This window comes from Pseudomonas sp. GP01-A4, assembly GCF_058780865.1.
Genome location: NZ_JBYSWF010000016.1, coordinates 54,914 through 74,799 on the forward strand (window position 1 = coordinate 54,914; position 19,886 = coordinate 74,799).

Genomic DNA, 19,886 nt, shown 5'->3' on the forward strand with positions numbered 1-19,886 from the left:
GGCCCAGGCCGGGGTTTTTGCTTCTACAGATTAAATCCTCGCTGCCTCCCCTCCCCCGCAATGCCCGTCTACACTCGAAACATTCCCCGTGCCATAACGAGACCGTTATGCCCAGATTGCCGACCGTGTTACTGCTGTCGCTGCTGACCTGGACCGCAACGGCTGGCGCGTTGACTCTCACCGATGAAGAGCGTGGCTGGCTGGCGGACCACCAAGAGTTGCGCCTGGGCGTCGACGCCTCTTGGCCACCCTTTGAATACCGCGATGAAGACGGTCGCTACCAGGGCCTGGCCGCTGATTATGTGCGGCTGATGCAGGATCGCCTTGGCGTCAGGATCAAACTGATCGAGCCGGTGAACTGGAGCGCCGTGCTGGAACAGGCCCGCAACAACCAGCTCGACCTGCTGCCGGGCATCATGTCCACACCGGAACGCCAGGGTTTCCTGTCGTTTACCCGGCCTTATCTCGACTTCCCCATCGTCATCCTCGCCCACGAAGGCGGCCCGCAACCACGCAGCCTCAAAGACCTGTACGGGTTGAAGGTGGCCGTGGTGGAAAACTACGCGCCCCATGAACTGCTGCGCACTCACCACCCGGACCTCAACCTGGTGGCCATGCCCAATGTCAGCGCTACGCTGCAGGCCCTGGCCACCGACAAGGTCGACGCCGTAGTGGGCGATCTGGCGTCCAGCGTGTGGAGCCTGCGCCAACTCAAGCTGGAAGGCCTGTACATCAGCGGCGAAACGCCTTACCGCTATCAGTTGGCCATGGGCGTACCCAAGGACGACAAGATGCTGGTGGGCATCCTCGATAAAGTCCTGGCCGACATCAGCCCGTCTGAGACCGAGGCCATCCAGCAGCGCTGGGTCGGCAACGTCATCGACCACCGCACGCTCTGGACGGATGTGCTGCTCTACGGGTTGCCTGCCGTGCTGTTGCTGAGCATCGTGCTGGCCGTGGTTATTCGGATCAATCGCCGGCTCAGCTCGGAAATTTCCCGCCGGGTCGCCCTCGAACAGGAACTGCGCAGCAGCGAATACCACTATCGCGGCCTGGTGGAGAGCCTTTCCGCGATCGCCTGGGAAGCCAGCATCAGCGATTTCACCTACAGCTACGTGTCGCCCCACGCCGAGGAACTGCTGGGTTACCCCCGTGCCCACTGGCTGATCCCGGGCTTCTGGCGCAACATCATCCACCCCGCGGACCTGACCCGCACCGAATCCTATTGCTACGCCGAAACCCGGGCCAACCGCGACCACAGTGTCGACTACCGGGTGATCACCGCCGATGGACGCTGCCTGTGGGTGCGGGACATCGTCAGCCTGATCGAACACGGCCACGAACCCGTGCTGCGCGGCCTGATGATCGACATCAGCGAAGCCAAGCGCACCGAGGAAGCGTTGCAGCTTTCGGAACAGAAATTCGCCTCTGTGTTCCAGCAATGCCCGGACATCCTGGTCATCGCCCGGCTGTCGGACGGCTGCCTGATGGAGGTCAATAAGGCATTCGAAGACCAGATCGGCCTGAGCGCCGAAGCAGTCGTAGGAAAAACCGCCACTGAACTGAATATCTGGGGCATCCAGGGCGTAGGCCCCGGCCTGCTGCAACGGGTACAGACCACCAGCATCCGCAACCTGGAAATGCCCTTCCTGCGCAGCAACGGCCAGGCCTTCACCGGACTGATCTCCACCGAACCCTTTCAACTGGATACCACCGAAGCCCTGGTCGTGGTGGTGCGTGACATCACCCAGCTGAAAGAAACCCAGCAGCGACTGCAGACCTCCGAAGAGAAATTCGCCAAGGCCTTTCATGCCTCTCCCGACGGCCTGCTGTTGTCCCGCCAAAGCGACGGTTTGCTGATTGAGGTCAACGAAGGATTCAGTCGAATTACCGGCTTCAACAGCGTGATGTCGCTGGACCAGTCAACCCTGGACCTCGGGATCTGGGTCGACCTGAACGAACGCAAAGACATGCTGGAGCGGCTGCAACGGGATGGATTTGTCCGCGACTTTGTCTGCCACATCCGCCGCAGCGACGGCGAAATTCGCCTGTGTGAAGTCTCCAGCCGCCCGCTGCCCATCGGCGACGACGACTGCATGCTGACCATCGCCCGGGACATCACCGAACGCCAACTGATGCAGGAAAAACTGCAACAGGCCGCCACCGTGTTCGAGAGCACGGCCGAAGGCGTACTGATCACCGACACCCGACAAAATATCAGCGCCGTGAACCGCGCCTTCAGCGAGATCACCGGCTACAGCGAAGCCGAGGCCCTTGGCCAAACCCCGCGCCTGCTTGCCTCGGGCCTGCACGACAGCGCCTTCTACGCGGCCATGTGGCACCAACTGACGGCCAACGGCCACTGGCAAGGCGAGATCTCCAACCGGCGCAAGAGCGGCGAGCTGTACCCCAGCTGGCTGACCATCAGCGCCGTGCGCAACCGCGAGGAGTCGATCACCCACTTCGTCGCCGTGTTTGCCGACATCTCCAGCCTCAAGCACGCCCAGGCGCGCCTCGATTACCAGGCCCACCACGACCCGCTGACCGGCCTGCCCAACCGCACCCTGTTTGAAAGCCGCCTGCAAGCCGCCCTCAACAACCAACAGGAAACCGGCAGCCAGGGCGCCGTGCTGTTCCTCGACCTCGACCGTTTCAAACACATCAACGACAGCCTCGGCCACCCGATTGGCGACCTGCTGCTCAAGGACATCGCCGTTCGCCTCAAGGACCAACTGCGAGACGTCGACACCGTCGCCCGCCTGGGCGGTGACGAATTCATCATCCTGCTGCCCGGCCTGCAACAAGCCAGCGACGCCGAACACCTGGCCAATAAGCTGCTGGCCTGCTTCACCCCACCGTTCCAGGCGGGGGAGCATGAGTTCTTCATCAGCGCCAGCATCGGCACCAGCCTGTACCCACGGGACGGCAACGACGTCGCCACCCTGGTCAAAAACGCCGACGCCGCCATGTACCGCTCCAAGGCCAAAGGCCGCAACCGCGTCGAAAGCTACACCCAGGACCTCACCGCGCAAGCCAACGAACGCGTGGCCCTGGAACACGAACTGCGCCGAGCGATCGAGCGCGACGAATTGTCTCTCTATTACCAGCCGAAACTCAGCCTCGACACCCAACAACTGATCGGCGCCGAAGCCCTGATTCGCTGGCGCCACCCCACCTTCGGCGAAGTGCCGCCCGAGCACTTCATTGCCCTGGCCGAAGAGAACGGCATGATCCTGCAGATTGGCGACTGGGTACTGGAGCAGGCCTGCCGACAGATGCACGACTGGCGAGAAATTTTTGATGACTTCGGCCCGCTGTCCGTCAACCTCGCCGGCGCGCAACTGCGCCACCCCAACCTGCTGGCGCGCATCGAGCAACTGCTGCGGGACAACCGCCTGGAGCCTGGCTGCCTGCAACTGGAGATCACCGAAAACTTCATCATGAGCCAGGCCGAAGAGGCGCTGGAGGTGCTGCACCAGCTCAAGCATCTAGGCGTGCAACTGGCCATTGATGACTTCGGCACCGGCTATTCGTCCCTAAGCTACCTGAAACGCCTGCCGCTGGACTTCCTGAAGATCGACCAATCCTTCGTCCGTGGCCTGCCCGATGACCCACACGATGCGGCGATCGTGCGCGCCATTATTGCCCTGGGGCACAGCATGCAATTCACCATCATTGCCGAAGGTGTGGAAACGCCGGCCCAGCAAGCGTTTCTGGCGGCTGAAGGTTGTGAGCAGATGCAAGGCTATATCGTCAGCCTGCCGCTGCCGCCGGACCTTTTCGCCGCTACGTTCCTTCGTATGAGTGTTTCGGACTTTTCGGATGGCACAGCGAAGAAACCATCGCTATAATCCGCGGCCTACTGAGGGCCTATAGCTCAGTTGGTTAGAGCAGGGGACTCATAATCCCTTGGTCGTAGGTTCGAGTCCTACTGGGCCCACCATCTTGAAAGCCGCGCATTGCGCGGCTTTGTCGTTTCTGGCGCGTGAGTCGTGCAGCAATGAAACATTAGTTAGTTGTCCCGAACGACTACGGCGCTGACCATGATTCCCAGTCAACGCCAATTCAGCACGAGGGAAACTTGTTCCATGCATCAGCAAAAACGCTCGCCGCGCAACGCAATCCACAGCCTGGGCATGCGTGCCACAGCCGCCGTCGCAATAGTCCTCGCCACCTTGAGCGGCGCACAAGCCGCCCCCGCCGCCACTGACTCCATCAAGGCATTCAAGCTCTGCACCGGCGCCGACAACAATTCGCACGTACTGGAAGGCACCATCGACCAGAGCATGCGCAATGACGTGACCGCCATTCACTTCAAGCAAACGGCGGCGCATTCCTCGTATAGCTGGCATAACGACCCGGAGCCACAGTACGTCATGACGCTGTCCGGCACCCTGGCGTTCGTGACACGCGGCGGTGAGAAGTTCACGTTGCATCCGGGTGAAGTACTGATCGCCGAAGACAATACCGGCACCGGGCACCGCTGGAATCTGGTGGACGATCAACCGTGGCGGCGAGGGTACGTGGTGCTGAAGCCGGGCGCGCCGGATTCATTTATCCCGAACGATGCTGCCGCTGCGAAGGTGTGCAAGGGGTCGTAGTCTCGCTGATCACACCTCCTCGAATAAAAGAAAGACTTACGCTTTGCGGCGTAAGCCTTTTTTGTACTGCGTGCTCTACCGGCCCGTTATCAAACGGAAAGTTCGCGCAAAGCCGCCGTCGCCAGGAACCCAGAGCGCGAGGCATAGCGATGGTCTTTTTGCACTCGCTCATCGATACGATTCAAAAGTTGCTCAGGCAGTGAGGCGTTGAACCTGACTGACTTGCCCAGGTAAGGAGTGAGATCAAAGTCGATCACCGCCCACACGCCACCCGCAAAGTCCGGATTCTCCAAATGGACGTCGACCTCTCTAGCCTGAGGAAGCCGCTCCTCATCAGCAACCAATCCCTCGAGGTGCAGCGCTAAAGCTTCGCGGACATTATCCAGAGCTTCGGAAAAGGTTGTGCCCGCAGAAAAGCAACCTGGCACGTCCGGGACGGTCACGCTGTAATCTGAATCAGCGTCTTTGTGTATCACCACTGGAAATTTCATTTTTCCTCCTTTGAATGAGCCGCAGCGGGATCATTCACCACATAACCTACGGTCATCACTTCAGGCCTGCTGATTTCAAAATGCTGTGCAAGGTCCCCTTGGCTATCTCTGATTTAGGATGAGGAACCGTCACCCGGCCGGGCTTGGTTGAGTGCTTGAATTGATGGTGACTGCCTTTCGCCGCCACCTCAAACCATCCATCCGCCATCAGCAAGTCAATTACCTCTCTGCTTCTCATCGCGCCCGCTCCACAGTGTGTATCTTACACACCGAAGGTATCCTGCAGCATCTTTTATACACACAGGACACACCAATGAAAAAAGCCCGTTCATTTCTGAACGGGCTCATGCGAAGAATATGATGACTACGCCTATCGCCGCTTCGCCAGCGAACTAATGTCAGTTTTTGTGCCTTGACTGACTCTCAGCTTACCAACGCATTAACAATGACTTGCGCCGTACCTAGCAACGGCGCATCCCCTCTAAACGCCCCAATTACCTGCAACCCCACCGGCAACTCCCCTTCCCCACGCATCACCGGTACATTCACCTGCGGCAAGCCAAACGCGCCCCAGAACTTGATGAAGTCCGACGGGCCCGTGGTCGCCAACCCCACCGGCGCCAGCATCCCGCAGGAAACACTCAACATCGCATCAAACGGCTGGCAGATTTGCGCAAGCTGCGGGGCCAGTTGTACCAAGCGGGCCTTGGCTGCCGACTCCTGCTCCCAACTCGTCGTCTGGGCGCGCTCGATCATGGCCAACGTCGAGTCGCTGAGTAGTTCGGGATGAGACTGAAACTCCTTGGCCAATGAACGGGCACCTTCGCAATCGTTGATCAACTGGTGATCGTCGAATACTCCGTCGAACGCTTCAGGCAACACGACCTCACTGACAAGAGGCCCCAACCGTGCAACCGCTCGTTCAATAGCCTCGGCCACCAACGGCTGCACATCCGACCAGCGAGAGGTACGGCAGAAACCAAGCCGCAAGGGCCGACGCCCCGCCTCAACAGCCGGAAACCCCGGGATCAACACCCGCGCCACCCGCTCAAGATCACGCACCGAACGGCCATACCAACCCACCGTATCGAAGCTCGGCGCCAGGGGTTTCACGCCTTCCAGCGAGACCAGTCCAAACGACGGTTTGAAGGCAAACAACCCGCAATAAGCCGCAGGCTTGAGCAACGACCCCGCCGTCTGGGTACCCAACGCCAACGGGAAAAACCCGGCCGCCATCCCCGCAGCAGAACCCGCGCTGGAGCTACCCGGAGTGCAGGACAAATCCAGCGGATTACGCGTCGGCCCGGTGTTCATGTAGGCAAATTCGGTGGTGTGGGTCTTGCCCATGATGATCGCGCCCGCCTGGCGTAGCAGCGTCACCACATGGGCATCCCGCGACGGACGATTACCCAGGTAAATCGGCGAATAGAATTCCGTTGGGTGGTCGGCGGTATCAAAGATGTCCTTGACCCCCACGGGCACGCCGGCGAGCAGACCGGCGCAGCCCTCAAGCCCACGGGCTTGCTTGCTCACCGCCTCAGCGTCGAAGGATACAAACGCCTGGATATCTGGCTCGTCGACACCTATGCGCGCAAGAAAGTGTTCAGCAACCAAAGCCGGCGTAATCGCCCCCGAACCCACCGCCACGGCGATGCCCGTTGCATCCAGGCCATTCATCAAAGCGCCCTCACTTGGCAAACAACTGCCCAATGTCCTTGAACGCTTTGAACTCCAACGCGTTGCCGCACGGGTCAAACAGGAACAACGTCGCCTGCTCACCCACCTGGCCTTTGAAACGAATGTGAGGCTCCAGCACAAATCGGGTATTGCGCGCCTGCAAACGCTCCGCCAGCGCATGCCAATCATCCCAACTCAACACCACGCCAAAATGCGGCACCGGCACGTCGTGACCGTCTACCGCATTGGTGTGCGCCGCCTCTTGAGAAGCGGTTTTCGGATGCTCATGAATCACCAATTGATGCCCGAAGAAGTCGAAGTCGACCCAGTGATCACTGGCTCGTCCCTCCTCCAACCCAAACACCTCACCATAAAACTGCCGCGCTGCCGCCAGGTCGAATACCGGAATTGCCAGGTGAAAAGGAGCCAGTGCCATCAGATTTAACCTCTATGGATATTAATTCCTTGCGAGTCTAGCCTTGCCGTAACCGATGGAAAGACGATAGTTTTCGCAGCGAGCTCAAATTATTTTGATCAATCGAGACGCCCATGCTGCGGGAACTGAAAACCTTTATCGCCGTTACCCGCCATGGCACGTTCGCCGCAGCGGGCATGCATATCGGGCTGACACAATCGGCGGTGAGTGCGCAGATCCGTCAGTTGGAGCAGGTACTCGGCGTGCAGTTGTTCGACCGAACCGGGCGCCAGGCCACGCTGAACGCGGCGGGGATCCGCGCGCTGCCGCTGGCCAGGGAAATTCTCGAGACGTTCAACCGCATGGCTGTGCCGGTGGATGCCAATGAGTACAGGGGCGAGTTGAAGGTCGGCGCCATCACCACCGCCCAGACCGGCCTGCTGCCCCAGGCCCTGGTGCGTCTGCGCCAGGCGGCGCCGACGGTGGAGTGCAAGTTGGTGCCGGGAGTTTCCCTGGAGCTGCTCAGCCAGGTGGATGCAGGCGAACTCGACTCGGCGATCATCATTCGCCCACCCTTTGACTTGCCCAAGGAACTGCACGTGCAACTGCTGCGCAGGGAGCCGTTTGTGTTGATCGCGCCGCTGACGGTCGAGGGGGATGACCCGCTGCAACTGCTCGCCGCTCATCCTCACGTGCGCTACGACCGGGCTTCGTTTGGCGGGCGGCTGGTCAGTCGCTTTCTGCGGGATCAGCGGCTGGACGTGCAAGTGGCGCTGGAACTGGACGAGATCGAGGCGCTGGTCAAAATGGTCGAATGCGGCCTGGGCGTTTCACTGGTTCCCCACGCCGGACTATGGCTGGACCGATCCCCGCAGGTGCGTGTCATCCCGCTGGGCGAGCTGACCTTTAACCGGGAAATCATCTTGCTGAGCCGCTACAGCCAGCGCAACCTTCCGGTGCCACAACTCTTTGCCCGATGCCTGCTGGCAGACACGATCTAAGACGCAAAAAAAGCCGCACATCCGTGCGGCTTTTTCACGCCCTATTTCTTGGGCAACGCGTAGGCAATCACATAATCCCCACGGTCCGGCGACTGTCGCGCGCCGCCAGCGGTGAGCACGATGTACTGCGTGCCGGTCTTGGGCGACACGTAGGTCATCGGCCCCGACTGGCTACCCACAGGCAGGCGGGATTTCCAGATCTCATTGCCGTTGCCGGTATCGAAGGCGCGCAGGTAGAAGTCCTGGGTGCCGGCGAAAAACAGCAAGCCGGACTGGGTGGCCAGGGACGCGCCAAGGGTCGGCATGCCGATCGGAATCGGCATGTGCATGCGGATGCCCAGCGGCCCGGTGTCTTCAACCGTACCCACCGGCACTTGCCACATCAGCTTGTGGGTTTTCAGGTCGATGGCCGACAGGGTGCCGAACGGCGGCTTCTGACACGGAATGCCCGCCGCCGAGAGGAAGCGCTCGCGCATCGCACCGAACGGCGTACCTTCTTGCGGCACCACGCCCATTTCGATGCCACTGGCACCGGCGGCAATCTTGTCGCGCGGGATCATGTAGTTGGCCAAACCCAGGCGCATGTCGTTGACGAACATGTAGTGGGTGTTCGGGTCCACTGACACGCTGCCCCAGTTCATTCCGCCCAGGGAGCCCGGGAATTGCAGCGCGCGGTCCAGGCCTGGCGGCGTATAGACGCCCTGGTGGCGCATGCCCTTGAACTGGATGCGGCACATCAACTGGTCAAACGGCGTGGCGCCCCACATGTCGGATTCGGTCAGTTGCTGATTGCCGATCGAAGGCATGTCCACCGAGAACGGCTGGGTCGGCGAATAACGTTCGCCGGGCACATTGCCCTGGGGCACCGGGCGCTCTTCTACCCGGGCGATGGGCACGCCGGTTTCGCGGTTGAGCAGGAAGATTTCACCTTGCTTGGTGACTTGGGCCAGTGCCGGTTGCACGCCGCCGTTGCCATCCGGAATGTCGTAGAGCAGCGGCTGTGCCGGCAGGTCAAAGTCCCACAGGTCGTGGTGAGTGGTCTGGAAGTGCCAGCGCACCTGGCCGGTCTTCACGTCGATGGCGACGATGGAGGAGCTCCACTTGTCGTCATAGGCGGTACGTTCACCGGCGAAGAAATCCGGGGTGGCGTTACCGGTAGGCAGGTAGACCAGGCCGAGCTTGGCGTCGTAGGACATGGCCGACCATACGTTCGGCGTGCCACGGGTGTAGGTCTCTCCTGCAGGTGGGCGTTTGGTGGTGTTCGGGTTGCCCGGATCCCAGGCCCACACCAGTTCGCCGCTGTGCACGTCAAAGGCGCGCACCACGCCTGGCGGTTCACCGGTGGAGAAGTTGTCCGCCACGCGTCCACCCACGATCACAACATTTCCCGCCACCAGTGGCGTCGAGGTTTGCTGGTAATAACCGGGCTTCACTTCGCCCATGTCGGTCTTCAAGTCGACGGTGCCGTGGTCGCCGAAGTCTTCGCAAGGCGCGCCGGTTTCAGCATTGATCGCAATCAACCGGGCATCGCCGGTCGGCAGAAACAGACGTTTCACACAGGCTTTGGCGCCGGCGGGTTGCTCGCTGGCACTGCTGTCGAAATACCCCAGGCCACGGCAACGCTGCCAGTTGGGGCCGCTGCCCTGGGGGTCGAATTTCCAGCGTTGGGCACCGGTATCGGCGTCCAGGGAAAACACTTTGCCGTAGGCGGTGCACACGTAAACGCTGTCACCGATCTGCAGCGGGGTGTTCTGGTCTTCGGCACCGGCGCCATTGCTCTCGGGGATATCGCCGGTGTGGAAGGTCCAGGCCACCTGCAACTTGTCGATGTTGCCTTTGTTGATCTGGTCCAGCGCGGCAAACCGATTGCCGGCGGTGGTGTTGCCCCAGTGGGCCCAGTCTTTTTGCTCGGTGCCCGGCGTTACCGCAGTCACCGCAGGCTCACTGCTGGCCTTGACCACGTGGGTCGGTACAAACATGTACGCCAGGGTGGCGACCACGCCCAGGCCCAGCAGCCCGGCAACGCCATAGGCGCCGCGCCCGGGTGTCGATCCGGAAGCGCGGGCGAGCTGTGGATAAATCAGCGCGACTACCAGGCCGATGACGGCGAAGGTCAGGACTCGCGAAACCAACGGCCAGTATTCCAGACCGGTATCCCACACCGCCCAGATCGCAGTCAGCACCAATGCCACGGCGTACAGCCATGCTCCCTGAGGCCGGCGCTTGGCGATCAGCACACCAGAGACCAGCATCGCCAGGCCCATCAGCAGGAAATACCAACTGCCGCCCAACATTACGAGGTAACCGCCACCGCCTGCCAAACCCAGGCCGATCAAGGCGATCAGCAGGCCCAGCCCAACCAGCAACCATCTGCTGCCGGTGGCAGCCCCAAAGTTATTCATCGCGCAAACGTCCTTCCTGTATACCTAACGCAAAATAATGTACCAAACAGTTACTTTTCACAATCTGGCACAAAATAATGTGTTCGATCAGCGGCGAAAATAAATTCCCGGCGGGGCGGGCAGTATCGCCAGGACCGAGCCTGTAACATGCTCGCCCATTGATGCCCGCGCCGGAGAACACCTTGTCCGCCTCTCACCCTCCCGTCCTCGATGAAATCGATCGCCAGTTGATCGCCGCCTTGCAGATCAACGCGCGTGAAAGCGTGGCCATGCTTGCCCGGCAACTGGGCATCGCGCGCACCACCGTCACCTCACGCCTGGCGCGCCTGGAAAAAACCCAGGTGATTACCGGCTATGGCGTGCGCCTCAGCCAGCGGGTGGTGGACGGTGGTTTGCAGGCCTACGTGGGGATCACCGTGCAACCGCGCTCCGGCAAGGAAGTGCTGCGCCGGATCAGTGCCATGGCGCAGGTTCAGCAGTTATGTGCGGTAAGCGGCGAGTTCGATTACGTGGCCTGGCTGCGCACCGATTCGCCGGAACAGCTGGATCAACTGCTGGACCAGATCGGCAGCGTCGATGGCGTGGAGAAGACCACCACCTCGATCATCCTCAGTAACAAACTGGATCGCGGCCAACCAATCTGACCAGCAAGCTCGTCACTCTGACTAAAAACAATTCAATCCGACGACACATTGCGTCTTATTAACGAACGCTACGCTCCCTAGAATGGCTGCCATCTTTTCCTATACTCAGCGGGTCGCGCCCCGCCGAGCCGCCAGCAAGGTCAGCCATGAGCATTCCTTCCAGCACCATCAGCAAGACCAATCGCCACCCCGCTACCGGTAAAAAGCCGATCACCATCTTTGGCCCGGACTTCCCGTTTGCCTTTGATGACTGGATCGAGCATCCGGCGGGCCTGGGCAGCATTCCGGCGGCCAACCACGGCGCCGAAGTGGCGATCGTCGGCGCCGGGATTGCCGGGCTGGTAGCCGCCTATGAGCTGATGAAGCTGGGCCTTAAACCCGTGGTGTATGAAGCCTCGAAAATGGGTGGCCGCCTGCGCTCCCAGGCGTTTGAAGGCGCCGAAGGCATCATTGCGGAACTGGGTGGCATGCGCTTCCCGGTGTCCTCCACCGCGTTCTACCACTATGTGGACAAGCTCGGGCTGGAGACCAAACCCTTCCCCAACCCGCTGACGCCGGCTTCCGGCAGCACGGTCATCGACCTCGAAGGCCAGACGCACTACGCACAGAAACTCGCTGACCTTCCTGCACTGTTCCAGGAAGTGGCTGACGCCTGGGCCGACGCCCTGGAAGCCGGCTCGCAGTTCGCCGATATCCAGCAAGCCATCCGCGACCGTGACGTACCGCGCCTGAAAGAGCTGTGGAATACGCTGGTTCCGTTGTGGGACGACCGCACCTTCTACGACTTCGTGGCGACCTCCAAAGCGTTCGCCAAGTTGTCCTTTCATCACCGCGAAGTGTTCGGCCAGGTCGGTTTCGGCACCGGCGGCTGGGACTCGGACTTCCCCAACTCGATGCTGGAAATCTTCCGCGTGGTGATGACCAACTGCGACGATCACCAGCATCTGGTGGTCGGCGGCGTCGCCCAAGTGCCCATGGGTATCTGGCGCCATGTGCCGGAGCGTTGCGCCCACTGGCCCGAAGGCACCAGCCTCAGTTCCCTGCACAACGGTGCGCCACGGGCCGGGGTCAAGCGCATTGCCCACGCCCCGGACGGCCGTTTCGCCGTCACCGACAACTACGGTGACACCCGCGAATACGCCGCCGTGCTGACCACCTGCCAGAGCTGGCTGCTGACCACCCAGATCGAGTGCGACGAAACCCTGTTCTCGCAAAAGATGTGGATGGCCCTGGACCGCACCCGCTACATGCAGTCGTCGAAGACCTTCGTGATGGTCGACCGGCCATTCTGGAAGGACAAGGATCCGGAAACCGGCCGCGACCTGATGAGCATGACGCTGACGGATCGCCTGACCCGCGGCACCTATCTGTTCGACAACGGTGACGACAAGCCGGGGGTGATTTGCCTGTCCTACTCCTGGATGAGCGATGCGCTGAAAATGCTTCCGCAACCCATCGAGAAACGCGTGAAGCTGGCTCTGGATGCGCTGAAGAAGATCTACCCGAAAGTCGACATCGCCGCGCGGATCATCGGCGACCCGATCACCGTGTCATGGGAAGCCGACCCGCATTTCCTCGGCGCTTTCAAAGGCGCACTTCCCGGTCACTATCGCTACAACCAACGGATGTACGCGCACTTCATGCAGAAGGACATGCCGGCGGAGCAACGCGGTATTTTCATCGCCGGTGACGACGTGTCCTGGACCCCGGCGTGGGTTGAAGGCGCCGTGCAAACCTCGCTGAACGCGGTGTGGGGCATCATGACTCACTTCGGTGGCAGCACTCACCCGCAGAACCCGGGGCCGGGGGATGTGTTCGACGAGATCGGGCCGATCGCACTGCCCGAGTAAGGAGTTGCCCATGCGTGTTGCCCTGTATCAATGCCCACCTTTGCCGCTGGACGTGGCCGGTAATCTCAAGCGCCTGCATCAGTTGGCGCAAGAGGCCACCGACGCCGACCTGCTGGTACTGCCGGAGATGTTTCTCACCGGCTATAACATCGGCGTGGAAGCGGTCGGCGCCCTGGCTGAAACCCAGGACGGCCCATCCGCACAGTCCATCGCCGCGCTGGCGAAAAACTCGGGCGTGGCGATTCTGTATGGCTATCCGGAGCGCGGTGCAGACGGGCAGATCTACAACGCCGTGCAGTTGATAGACGCCAACGGCCAACGCCTGTGCAACTACCGCAAGACCCACCTGTTTGGCGACCTCGACAACTCGATGTTCAGCGCCGGGGACGATGATTTTCCGCTGGTGGAATTGAACGGCTGGAAGCTGGGTTTCCTGATTTGCTATGACCTGGAATTCCCGGAGAACACCCGGCGCCTGGCGCTGGCCGGGGCGGAGTTGATCCTGGTGCCGACGGCCAATATGGTGCCCTTCGATTTCGTCGCCGATGTGACCGTGCGGGCGCGGGCGTTTGAAAACCAGTGTTATGTGGCCTACGCCAATTACTGCGGGCAGGAAGGCGAGATCCAGTATTGCGGGCAAAGCAGCATCGCCGCGCCGGATGGCCAGCGGATTGCCCAGGCCGGTCTGGATGAAGCGCTGATCGTGGGCACACTCGATCGACAGTTGATGGTCGACTCACGCGCGGCCAATCGCTACCTGCTGGACCGTCGTCCCGAGCTTTATGGGGCGTTGCACAAGCACTGATCCCGGCTGCTTTGCGCTAGCATAGGCACTTCCTACGTTTCGGAAGTGCTCATGCCTGCGCCGGCCCACCCTCATCACCTTCAATTGACCCTGGCCAGCGGCCTGCGGGTTTCCTTGCATCATGCGCCGCGCTTGAAGCGCGCCGCGGCTGCCTTGCGCGTTGCAGCGGGCAGCCACGATGTGCCCCTGGCGTGGCCGGGACTGGCGCATTTTCTTGAGCATTTATTGTTCCTGGGCACCGAGCGTTTTCCTGCAAGCGAAGGGCTGATGGCCTACGTCCAGCGCCAGGGTGGACAGGTGAATGCCAGCACCCGCGAGCGCACTACCGACTTTTTCTTTGAGGTGCCTGTTTCGGCATTTGAAGCCGCACTGGAGCGCCTGGGGGACATGCTCGCCCATCCGCGCCTGGCCCTGGAAGACCAGTTGCGTGAGCGCGAAGTATTGCAGGCGGAGTTTATTGCCTGGTCGCAAGATGCCACGGCGCAACAGCAACAAGCGTTGCTGGGAGGTGTTGCGGCGGGTCATCCGTTGCGCGCGTTTCATGCGGGCAACCGGGATAGCTTGGCGGTAGAGCGTGAGGATTTTCAGCAGGCGTTGCGGGATTTTTATGAAGGTTTCTATCATTCCGGGCAGATGACCTTGAGCCTTGCGGGCCCTCAGTCGCTGGTGGAGCTGGAGGCATTGGCGCATCAGTTTGGCGCTGCGCTGAAGACTGCACCTCTGCGACGACAGACGCCGGCGCCAGCGTTGCTGGCCGGCAATCAACGTACTTATCAACACACCGATGAACACCACTGGCATCAGGTGGTGGCAAGCGAGGCTTCCCCTGAGGCGCTGGATTTCCTCTGCCTGTGGCTGAACACTTCGGCGCCCGGCGGGTTGCTCGCCGAGTTGCAGTCGCGGCAGTTAGTCAGTGCCATTAACGCAACGGCGCTGTATCAATTTGCCGGACAGGCGTTGTTGGATATCAAGTTCACCCTGGACACTCAGGGTGCGCAGCAGACGACACTGATCGAAGAACTGCTGCACGACTGGCTGAGCTTTTTCGCACACAGTGACTGGGCGCCCCTGCGGGAAGAGCACGCCTTGCTGCTTGCTCGCAAACAACAGGTCAGTGGTGCCCTGGCATTGGCCCGGCAGGACAAGGAACTGGTCCTGTCCGAGCAGAGCGCCAGCTCCCTCAAGACCCTGCTGGACTCGCTGCAATTGCCGCCGTCCCGGCACGCCTGGCAACTGCCGCCCACCAATCCGTTCCTGCAGCCGGCAGCCAGGGAAGAGCGCCCGGGGCTGATTCGCGGGCAAACCAGCGCCCATCGCGGCCTGCGTACGTTCGCCCAGGATCGCTCCCGTGGACGGAAGGATCTTTCGGCGCTGACCTTCAGCCAGGCCTTGCCAGGCGACACAGATGAAGGTGCGCTCTACCTGCGCTGGCATCTGGATTCGCCGCTGGATGCAGAGCTTTTCCCACGGCTGCGTGAGAACGCCAGCCAGGCTGGCGTCCAGTTGTCTTTCGAGACAATCGGCGGTCACTGCCAGCTGAAGATGCTAGGGCTGCACGAACCCATGCCCGCGATATTGGAGGAAGTGGCCCGTGAGCTGACCCGCCTCGACGAAAATGCCGGAGCGTCATCGTTCCCGGCACCGGCAATGGCGATCCGACAGTTGCTCAAGGCATTACCCGAGTATTGCGCCGACATCCCAGCTGCACAGCAGGTTGCTGGGCAAGACCGATGGTCAACCGCTCGCTGGCAAGGGCTTGCCGTGGGACTGCCCGCCGCCTGCGAGACGGCGATAAAAAGTGCAGCCGGGAAACTGCCCGGCCAACCCCAAGCGGCTATCAGCGAACTGCCGTCAATCAGCAGCCAGCATCGTTGGCACGAAGTCAGGACCGATTCCAGCGACGCCGCGTTGCTGCTGTTCTGCCCGACACCCACACGCTCCCTGGCGGACGAGGCTTGCTGGCGCCTCCTCGCACATCTGGTGCAAGCGCCGTTCTACCAGCAACTGCGTGTTGAGCTTCAATTGGGCTACGCGGTGTTCAGCGGCATCCGACAGTACAACGGGCAAACCGGCCTGCTGTTTGGGGTGCAATCCCCAAGCGCGTCTCTTGCGCAAATACTTGATCACCTGCAGGCGTTCCTGAAGCAACTGCCCGCGCTGATCAACGCCAGCGAACTGCCGAACGATCTGGCCCGGCAATTTTCCCTCGACGCCCTACCCACTTCCCAAGCCGCTGAACTGCTCTGGCACGCGCACTTGGCAGGCCACCCGTCGGATTACATCCAGCAGCTGCAAGATTTCATCCAGACCCGCACCCGCGAGGATTTAATGGTAGCTGCACAGCAACTCGATGCTGCTGCAGGCGGATGGCGCTGTGTGGCCAATGGCGCTTGTGCCGCCGGCTCCTGGCAACGATCTGGCTGATCATTGCCGCTTCGGTAAAAGGCTTTTTCCCGCAGGACAGCGCTATCTTCAAAAGAAGTACGTAACATTCACATGCACACATCTGAACATCTCCGCTTGGAGGTGGACTATATGTATTACTTGGTAGTAAACGTCCCTTCCCTTCGTAGGAGTAAGAACATGACCTGGTCCAAACCTGCTTACACTGATCTGCGTATCGGCTTTGAAGTCACCATGTACTTTGCCAGCCGCTGATTGGCTTTGTATCGCAATGCAACGCCTCGGCTCGCCCGGGGCGTTTTTATTTTTGAGTTGTGTGTAATGGAGCGGCCATGTTTGTCCAGATTCTAGGTTCCGCCGCGGGCGGTGGTTTCCCGCAATGGAACTGCAACTGCGTGAACTGTGCAGGTTTTCGCGACGGTAGCCTGCGGGCCGAGGCGCGTACCCAGTCGTCCATCGCGATTTCCGATGACGGCGTGAACTGGGTGCTGTGCAACGCCTCGCCAGATATCCGCGCCCAGCTTCAAGGCTTCGCCCCGATGCAACCGGGCCGCGCGCTGCGGGATACCGGCATCAGCGCGATCATCCTGATGGACAGCCAGATCGACCACACCACCGGCCTGCTCAGCCTGCGCGAAGGCTGTCCGCACCAGGTGTGGTGCACCGACATGGTCCATGAAGACCTGAGCACCGGCTTCCCGCTGTTCACCATGCTGACCCACTGGAACGGCGGCCTGGCCTGGAACCGCATCGAGCTGGACGCCAGCTTCACGATCCCCGCCTGCCCCAACCTGCGCTTCACACCATTGCCCCTGCGCAGCGCGGCACCGCCCTACTCACCTCACCGATTCGACCCACACCCGGGCGACAACATCGGCCTGATCGTCGAAGACCTGCGCACCGGCGGCAAGCTGTTCTATGCGCCGGGCCTGGGCAAGGTTGACGCACCGTTGCTGGAAATCATGGCCGGCAGCGATTGCCTGCTGGTGGACGGCACGATGTGGGACGACGACGAAATGCAGCGCCGTGGCGTCGGCACCCGCACCGGTCGCGAGATGGGCCACCTGGCACAAAACGGCCCCGGCGGCATGCTGGAAGTGCTGGAGCAGTTGCCCAAGCAGCGCAAGGTGCTTATCCACATCAACAACACCAACCCGATCCTGGATGAAGACTCGCCCGAGCGAGCCGAGCTGCTGCGACGCAATGTGGAAGTGGCGTACGACGGCATGAGCATTGAATTGTAGGAGCGAGCCAAATGACTGACACACCGCTGACCACCGCCGAGTTCGAACAGGCCCTGCGCGCCAAGGGCGCCTTCTACCATATCCATCACCCGTATCACGTGGCGATGTACGAAGGCCGCGCCACCCGCGAGCAGATCCAGGGCTGGGTCGCCAACCGTTTTTATTACCAGGTGAACATTCCCCTCAAGGACGCCGCGATCCTGGCCAACTGCCCGGACCGGGAGATTCGTCGTGAGTGGATCCAGCGCCTGCTGGATCACGACGGCGCTCCCGGCGAAGACGGCGGCATTGAAGCCTGGTTGCGCCTGGGACAGGCCGTCGGCCTCGACCCGGATCAACTGCGCTCCCAGGAGTTGGTACTGCCGGGCGTACGATTTGCGGTAGACGCCTACGTCAACTTCGCCCGCCGGGCCAGCTGGCAGGAAGCCGCCAGCAGTTCCCTGACCGAGTTGTTCGCCCCGCAGATCCACCAGTCGCGCCTCGACAGCTGGCCCCAGCATTACCCATGGATCGACCCGGCCGGCTATGAGTATTTCCGCACCCGCCTGGGCCAGGCTCGCCGGGATGTGGAGCACGGTCTGGCCATCACCCTGCAGCACTACACCACCCGCGAAGGCCAGGAGCGCATGCTGGAAATTCTTCAGTTCAAACTGGACATTCTTTGGAGCATGCTCGATGCAATGAGCATGGCTTATGAACTGAAACGCCCGCCGTATCACAGCGTGACCGATCAGCGTGTATGGCATAAGGGGATCACCCTATGAGCTTCGATCGCAGTAAAAAACCGACCTGGCGCCAGGGCTATCGTTTCCAGTACGAACCGGCGCAAAAAGGCCATGTGCTGCTGTACCCGGAAGGCATGATCAAGCTCAACGACAGCGCCGCGTTGATCGGTGGCTTGATCGACGGCGAGCGCGATGTCAGCGCAATCATCGCCGAGTTGGACAAGCAGTTCCCTGGCGTGCCCGAGCTCGGTGAAGACATCGAGCAATTCATGGAGGTTGCCCGTGCTCAGCACTGGATCGAACTTGCCTGACCTGCCACCCAAGCCGGAAATCGGCCTGCCGCTCTGGTTGCTGGCCGAGCTGACCTACCGCTGCCCGCTGCAATGCCCGTACTGCTCCAATCCGCTGGATTTTGCCGAGCAGGGCAAGGAACTGAGCACGGAACAGTGGATCAAGGTATTTCGTGAAGCCCGGGAAATGGGCGCTGCGCAACTGGGGTTTTCCGGCGGTGAGCCGCTGGTGCGCCAGGACCTCGCCGAACTGATCGCCGAGGCGCGCAAGCAGGGTTTCTATACCAACCTGATCACCTCCGGCATCGGCCTCACCGAGCAGAAGATCAGCGACTTCAAGAAGGCCGGCCTGGACCATATCCAGATCAGTTTCCAGGCCAGTGACGAGCAAGTGAACAACTTGCTGGCCGGCTCGAAAAAAGCCTTCGCACAAAAACTCGAAATGGCCCGGGCAGTGAAAGCCCATGGCTACCCGATGGTGCTGAACTTCGTCACCCATCGGCACAATATCGACAAGATCGACCGCATCATTGAGCTGTGCATTGCCCTGGAAGCGGACTTTGTCGAGCTTGCCACCTGCCAGTTCTACGGCTGGGCCCAGCTCAATCGGGTCGGCCTGTTGCCGACCCAGGAACAGCTGGTGCGCGCCGAACGCATCACCAACGAATACCGCGCCAAGCTCGAAGCCGAAGGCCACCCGTGCAAGCTGATATTCGTCACGCCGGATTACTACGAGGAACGCCCGAAAGCCTGCATGAATGGCTGGGGCAGCATCTTTCTGACAGTAACGCCGGACGGTACTGCCCTGCCGTGCCACGGCGCCCGACAGATGCCGGTGCAATTTCCCAATGTGCGCGACCACAGCATGCAACACATCTGGTACGACTCGTTTGGCTTCAACCGCTTTCGCGGCTACGACTGGATGCCCGAGCCGTGCCGTTCATGTGACGAGAAGGAAAAGGACTTCGGTGGGTGCCGCTGCCAGGCGTTCATGCTGACCGGGGATGCCAGCAATGCTGACCCGGTGTGCAGCAAATCGGAGCACCACGGCATGATCCTCCAGGCCCGCGAAGAAGCGGAGCACGCCACCCAGACCATCGAGCAACTGGCCTTTCGCAATGAGCGCAACTCACGGCTGATCGCGAAAGGCTGAGGTCTTTTAGCGTTTGGCGATGATGTACACCGCGTGCACGATGCCGGGAATGTAACCGCACAAGGTCAGCAGGATGTTCAGCCAGAACGCGCCAGCGAAACCCACTTGCAGGAACACACCCAGTGGCGGCAGCAGAATGGCGATGATGATGCGAATGATATCCATGGGTTCAGCTCCAGAAAATC

The 19,886-nt window shown here is 61.0% G+C and carries 18 protein-coding genes and 1 tRNA gene; 13 read left to right on the plus strand and 6 right to left on the minus strand.

Annotated features, from left to right (window positions below):
• The first annotated feature begins 107 nt into the window (after positions 1-107).
• The 3 genes from AC3WKX_RS12170 (at position 108) to AC3WKX_RS12180 (ending at position 4,601) form a co-directional block, all read left to right on the plus strand.
• Positions 108-3,851, plus strand: a complete 3,744-nt coding sequence (locus tag AC3WKX_RS12170; RefSeq protein ID WP_102604406.1) for a bifunctional diguanylate cyclase/phosphodiesterase — start codon at positions 108-110, stop codon at positions 3,849-3,851.
• Positions 3,852-3,866: 15 nt separating this feature from the next.
• A tRNA-Ile gene (locus AC3WKX_RS12175) sits at positions 3,867-3,943 on the plus strand.
• Between the two features lie 145 nt (positions 3,944-4,088).
• Positions 4,089-4,601: a cupin domain-containing protein gene (locus AC3WKX_RS12180; RefSeq protein WP_102604405.1), complete on the plus strand. Its 513-nt coding sequence runs from the start codon at positions 4,089-4,091 to the stop codon at positions 4,599-4,601.
• An 89-nt stretch (positions 4,602-4,690) separates the two neighbouring features.
• Here AC3WKX_RS12180 and AC3WKX_RS12185 read toward each other — a convergent pair whose 3' ends face one another.
• The 4 genes from AC3WKX_RS12185 to AC3WKX_RS12200 form a co-directional block, all read right to left on the minus strand.
• Positions 4,691-5,092 carry a type II toxin-antitoxin system HicB family antitoxin gene (locus AC3WKX_RS12185; protein ID WP_003211020.1) on the minus strand — a complete coding sequence of 134 codons (402 nt, stop codon included), beginning with the start codon at positions 5,090-5,092 and terminating at the stop codon, positions 4,691-4,693.
• A gap of 55 nt (positions 5,093-5,147) precedes the next feature.
• Positions 5,148-5,330, minus strand: coding sequence for a type II toxin-antitoxin system HicA family toxin (locus tag AC3WKX_RS12190; protein WP_003211022.1), 183 nt, complete (start codon positions 5,328-5,330; stop codon positions 5,148-5,150).
• 185 nt (positions 5,331-5,515) lie between these two features.
• A complete protein-coding gene (locus tag AC3WKX_RS12195; protein ID WP_102604404.1) occupies positions 5,516-6,769 on the minus strand; it encodes an amidase in 1,254 nt (417 codons plus the stop codon).
• A gap of 10 nt (positions 6,770-6,779) precedes the next feature.
• A complete protein-coding gene (locus tag AC3WKX_RS12200) occupies positions 6,780-7,205 on the minus strand; it encodes a VOC family protein (protein WP_010167388.1) in 426 nt (141 codons plus the stop codon).
• A 113-nt stretch (positions 7,206-7,318) separates the two neighbouring features.
• Between AC3WKX_RS12200 and AC3WKX_RS12205 the strand changes: the two genes are divergently transcribed.
• Positions 7,319-8,185 (plus strand): LysR family transcriptional regulator, encoded by an 867-nt coding sequence (locus AC3WKX_RS12205; protein WP_003211026.1) that lies wholly within the window; start codon positions 7,319-7,321, stop codon positions 8,183-8,185.
• Between the two features lie 41 nt (positions 8,186-8,226).
• On the opposite strand, the gene AC3WKX_RS12210 is transcribed toward AC3WKX_RS12205, so the two are convergent.
• Positions 8,227-10,587 (minus strand): glucose/quinate/shikimate family membrane-bound PQQ-dependent dehydrogenase, encoded by a 2,361-nt coding sequence (locus tag AC3WKX_RS12210; protein WP_102604403.1) that lies wholly within the window; start codon positions 10,585-10,587, stop codon positions 8,227-8,229.
• Between the two features lie 161 nt (positions 10,588-10,748).
• Here AC3WKX_RS12210 and AC3WKX_RS12215 point away from each other — a divergent pair, with 161 nt between their 5' ends.
• The 9 genes from AC3WKX_RS12215 to pqqE all read left to right on the plus strand — a co-directional run bounded on the left by AC3WKX_RS12215 (position 10,749) and on the right by pqqE (position 19,701).
• A complete protein-coding gene (locus tag AC3WKX_RS12215; RefSeq protein ID WP_102604402.1) occupies positions 10,749-11,231 on the plus strand; it encodes an Lrp/AsnC family transcriptional regulator in 483 nt (160 codons plus the stop codon).
• 167 nt (positions 11,232-11,398) lie between these two features.
• The gene (locus AC3WKX_RS12220; protein WP_032899288.1) at positions 11,399-13,081 is read left to right on the plus strand and encodes a flavin monoamine oxidase family protein; all 1,683 of its coding nucleotides are present in this window, start codon (positions 11,399-11,401) and stop codon (positions 13,079-13,081) included.
• A 10-nt stretch (positions 13,082-13,091) separates the two neighbouring features.
• Positions 13,092-13,886: a carbon-nitrogen hydrolase family protein gene (locus AC3WKX_RS12225; protein WP_003211036.1), complete on the plus strand. Its 795-nt coding sequence runs from the start codon at positions 13,092-13,094 to the stop codon at positions 13,884-13,886.
• 51 nt (positions 13,887-13,937) lie between these two features.
• On the plus strand, positions 13,938-16,310 hold the full coding sequence (gene pqqF, locus AC3WKX_RS12230) for a pyrroloquinoline quinone biosynthesis protein PqqF (RefSeq protein WP_102604401.1): 2,373 nt from the start codon (positions 13,938-13,940) through the stop codon (positions 16,308-16,310).
• 159 nt (positions 16,311-16,469) lie between these two features.
• Entirely contained in the window at positions 16,470-16,544 is a 75-nt protein-coding gene (gene pqqA / locus AC3WKX_RS12235) for a pyrroloquinoline quinone precursor peptide PqqA (protein ID WP_003194766.1), read from the plus strand.
• A 77-nt stretch (positions 16,545-16,621) separates the two neighbouring features.
• Positions 16,622-17,533, plus strand: coding sequence for a pyrroloquinoline quinone biosynthesis protein PqqB (gene pqqB / locus AC3WKX_RS12240; RefSeq protein WP_003211040.1), 912 nt, complete (start codon positions 16,622-16,624; stop codon positions 17,531-17,533).
• Positions 17,534-17,544: 11 nt separating this feature from the next.
• Positions 17,545-18,297, plus strand: a complete 753-nt coding sequence (gene pqqC / locus AC3WKX_RS12245; protein WP_003211042.1) for a pyrroloquinoline-quinone synthase PqqC — start codon at positions 17,545-17,547, stop codon at positions 18,295-18,297.
• Complete coding sequence (gene pqqD, locus AC3WKX_RS12250) at positions 18,294-18,569, plus strand: pyrroloquinoline quinone biosynthesis peptide chaperone PqqD (protein ID WP_003211043.1); 276 nt, start codon at positions 18,294-18,296, stop codon at positions 18,567-18,569. Before pqqC ends, pqqD begins: the two co-directional genes overlap by 4 nt.
• Entirely contained in the window at positions 18,562-19,701 is a 1,140-nt protein-coding gene (pqqE, locus tag AC3WKX_RS12255; RefSeq protein ID WP_173882992.1) for a pyrroloquinoline quinone biosynthesis protein PqqE, read from the plus strand. The genes pqqD and pqqE overlap by 8 nt, the downstream gene beginning before the upstream one ends.
• A gap of 6 nt (positions 19,702-19,707) precedes the next feature.
• Here pqqE and AC3WKX_RS12260 read toward each other — a convergent pair whose 3' ends face one another.
• Positions 19,708-19,866 (minus strand): YqaE/Pmp3 family membrane protein, encoded by a 159-nt coding sequence (locus AC3WKX_RS12260; RefSeq protein WP_003211049.1) that lies wholly within the window; start codon positions 19,864-19,866, stop codon positions 19,708-19,710.
• Between the last annotated feature and the right edge of the window lie 20 nt (positions 19,867-19,886).